Source organism: Salinivibrio sp. MA427 (assembly GCF_001996115.1).
GTDB lineage: Bacteria > Pseudomonadota > Gammaproteobacteria > Enterobacterales > Vibrionaceae > Salinivibrio > Salinivibrio costicola.
Genome location: NZ_MUFH01000373.1, coordinates 1 through 3,060, shown reverse-complemented (window position 1 = coordinate 3,060; position 3,060 = coordinate 1). Strand labels below are relative to the sequence as shown.

Annotated in this window: 5 protein-coding genes and 1 pseudogene; 5 read left to right on the top strand and 1 reads right to left on the bottom strand. The window is 49.4% G+C overall.

What is annotated here, in order from left to right; genetic code table 11:
- A partial coding sequence (locus BZG79_RS17015; RefSeq protein WP_199877955.1) for an NAD-dependent epimerase/dehydratase family protein occupies nucleotides 1–90 on the bottom strand: 90 nt, incomplete at its 3' end.
- A 225-nt stretch (nucleotides 91–315) separates the two neighbouring features.
- Here BZG79_RS17015 and BZG79_RS14625 point away from each other — a divergent pair.
- From BZG79_RS14625 to BZG79_RS14605, 5 genes and pseudogenes are all read left to right on the top strand, one after another.
- Complete coding sequence (locus tag BZG79_RS14625) at nucleotides 316–1,041, top strand: DUF1538 domain-containing protein (protein ID WP_077669045.1); 726 nt, start codon at nucleotides 316–318, stop codon at nucleotides 1,039–1,041.
- Nucleotides 1,038–1,820 (top strand): DUF1538 domain-containing protein, encoded by a 783-nt coding sequence (locus BZG79_RS14620; RefSeq protein WP_077774770.1) that lies wholly within the window; start codon nucleotides 1,038–1,040, stop codon nucleotides 1,818–1,820. Before BZG79_RS14625 ends, BZG79_RS14620 begins: the two co-directional genes overlap by 4 nt.
- 9 nt (nucleotides 1,821–1,829) lie before the next feature.
- Nucleotides 1,830–2,075 (top strand): annotated as a pseudogene (locus BZG79_RS14615) (P-II family nitrogen regulator); the annotation flags it as partial.
- Between the two features lie 32 nt (nucleotides 2,076–2,107).
- On the top strand, nucleotides 2,108–2,500 hold the full coding sequence (locus BZG79_RS14610) for a CBS domain-containing protein (RefSeq protein WP_077774769.1): 393 nt from the start codon (nucleotides 2,108–2,110) through the stop codon (nucleotides 2,498–2,500).
- Nucleotides 2,501–2,792: 292 nt separating this feature from the next.
- On the top strand, nucleotides 2,793–3,060 hold a 268-nt coding region (locus BZG79_RS14605; protein WP_199877954.1), incomplete at its 3' end, for an SLATT domain-containing protein.

The following is a 3,060-nucleotide window of genomic DNA, read 5'->3' as shown; positions in this document are numbered from 1 at the left end:
AGACAGCACGGTGACTTGATGCTCAGAGAGTAATCGCGGAATCAGCGCCTGACCTATCAGGCCAGTGCCGCCGGTAATAAGAATCTTCATGCCTGATGTCCTAAACGTGTTGTTGTAATCCCTAACCGTAACGCTAAGAGGGTTTTAGACTTAGCGCAAGTGATTGCTTTGCATCCTGATACGTACCGCAACCAAAATCGGTTGGATCGCGCAGTTTTTTACTCTGCTTCTCGCACCTTGGTTTGGGAGTGTTAACATAAATAGGCACATAAACACCGTGTTTACTGTTAATACGCAAGGAGTCATGTCGCCTACATGCAAGCGTTATTCAAATCATTGCTGGGAAGCTTTCGTGATCTATTACCCATTATCTTGGTGATTGGCTTTTTTCAGGTCATTGTGCTGCAACAACCGCTGCCCAACTGGATCTCAATTACCTTTGGCTTGGTGCTGGTGGTGGTGGGGTTGACCTTATTTGTATACGGCTTAGACATGGGGCTATTTCCAATTGGCGAATCGATGGCGCACTCCCTGGCCCACAAAGGCAGTTTAGGCTGGTTGATTGCGTTCGCGTTTCTGCTCGGCTTTGGCACCACCATTGCCGAACCCGCACTCACCGCGGTAGCGGCAGAGGCGGCAGATGTCGCCGCTAACGGCGGGATGATACACACCAGCGAAGCGGCTAAAAACAACTACGCCAATGGCCTTAGGATCACGGTGGCGCTCTCGGTCGGCTTTGCGATTGTGTTGGGCGTGGTGCGGATTATAAAAGGCTGGCCGATCCACCGTTTAATCATTGGCGGCTATTTGCTGGTGGTGGCGATGACCATGGTCGCCCCGCCGAGCATTATCGGCATTGCCTATGACTCGGGTGGGGTAACCACCTCCACGATTACAGTGCCATTGGTGACCGCGCTCGGCGTGGGGCTAGCAACCGTGATTAAAGGGCGTAACCCCATGGTGGATGGCTTTGGCTTGATTGCGTTCGCCTCGCTATCACCGATGATCTTTGTGATGGCTTACGGCATGGTGGTGGCATGAGTAATAACCTCACCCTGTTTCTCGACACTTTTTTCTCCACCGTGCGCGATGTGATCCCCATTATTGCGATCCTTGTTGGTTTTCAACTGTTTGTACTACGCAAAGCGCTCAATAACCCCAAACGGATCATTCTCGGTTTTTTCTATGTCATCTTGGGCTTGAGCCTGTTTTTAATGGGGCTGGAGTTGGCGCTATTCCCGCTGGGATCGTCGATGGCCGAGCAGCTGACCGCTCCTGAGTTTATTGGGGCTGCAATCAAAGCAAGCGGCGAGATTAACTGGCAAGCGTATTATTGGGTATATATTTTTGGTGCCGCGATTGGCTTTAGCACCACGGTCGCTGAGCCTTCGTTAATTGCGGTGGCGATTAAAGCTGCCAAAGTATCGGGCGGAGCCATACAAGTGAACGGCTTGCGCGCCTCGGTAGCGCTTGGCGTGGCAATGGGAATTGCCTTGGGGTGCTATCGCATTGTGGTGGGCGATCCGCTCCACTATTACATCATCATCGGCTACGTGGTGGTGGTGATCCAAACCTATTTTGCCCCGCCGTTTATCGTGCCCTTGGCCTATGATTCTGGCGGGGTGACCACCTCAACCGTCACCGTACCCTTGGTGACAGCGCTGGGGTTGGGGCTAGCCTCTACCGTACCGGGAAGAAACCCGATGCTTGATGGGTTTGGCTTAATTGCGTTTGCCAGTTTGTTTCCGATGATCACCGTGATGGGCTATGCCCAAATCACAGCCTATTTACAAAAAAAGCACGCACAGCGTTCATCGTAAGGAGAGCCTATGCGGTTCAAATTAATCATGGCGTTTATTGAAGATGCCAAAACCGATGCGGTGCTCGATGCCGCTAGAAAAGCTGGCGCCACCGGCGCCACCATTATTAACAACGCACGTGGCGAAGGCTTGGTTCAGAAAAAAACCTTTTTAGGCCTCACGCTCGATGTGCAGCGGGACGTGGCGATTTTCCTGGTGGAAGAGCACTTAGCGCGCGCCATACTCGAAACCATTAATGATGTGGGCGAGTTTGATGCCACGCCTGGCAGTGGTATCGNAGAGATGTGATGCATGCCCATGCCGTGTGTATTGATGGGCTCACCACGGTCGAAGAAGCCATTCGCATTGCACGCCAAGAAGATGTCAAAGCACTAATTGTTAATAAACGCGACGACAGCGACGAACACGGCCTGGTGTTAATGAACGACATTGCCAAAAAAGTGCTCGCCAAAAACCGCGCGCCATCACGGGTGAATGTTTATGAAATTATGACCAAACCTGCGCTGAGCGTCTCTCCCAATATGAATGTGAAATACTGCGCCCGTTTATTCGAACGCTTCGGCATCAGCCGCGCCCCCGTGATTGAAAACGGCCAAGTCCTCGGCATGGTCAGTTATAACCTAATCGTGATCTACGGCATGCTCGCCGAAGAAGTGGAGAGTCAGCATAGGAAGGATTAGGTGTTGGACAATATGAATTTCCACTGTATTTCTTGATTTAAGTTTGCTTAAAAAATTGATAGTCACTCACGTTTACTTTTTTAATTGTATGGCCTTTTTACATCTGCTAATATTTATTCTAGCTCCGCTGGTGTGTGACTGAACAAGCCTCCCTCAGATAGAGTGGAGGTGGCTCTAATCAAGAGGCGATTCTATCGCTTACTAGCCATGAAGGTGGCAGTAGCCTCAAGTAAAAACTTAGAGGCGTTAACGGTCTCAAAGTTTTCCCAGCGGGGCTCTCTAGGAGGAGTAAATGAATAAAGATAATGTTTGGTGGACAAGGAAATGTTGGATAAAAGCAGAAGAACGTCTTCTTAAACATGCCCGATATTCAGATTTTTTCATGTTCTGGTACTCCCTTTGGGGAGTCGCTTCTTCCATAATCTTTATTGGTGAAAAGCAACCTGAAATAATATCTAAAGTTTTTGTCTGCTTTTCGGTTTTTGTTTTTGGTTTCTCTTTATTTAGCTCCTTAGGGCGTTTTAGAGAAAGAGCTAATAGTTTTAAGGCTGGATATATTG

Coding starts and splice junctions, on each gene's coding strand:
- BZG79_RS14625 (WP_077669045.1), top strand. CDS start 316: ATGCAAGCGTTATTCAAATCATTGCTGGGAAGCTTTCGTGATCTATTA.
- BZG79_RS14620 (WP_077774770.1), top strand. CDS start 1,038: ATGAGTAATAACCTCACCCTGTTTCTCGACACTTTTTTCTCCACCGTG.
- BZG79_RS14610 (WP_077774769.1), top strand. CDS start 2,108: ATGCATGCCCATGCCGTGTGTATTGATGGGCTCACCACGGTCGAAGAA.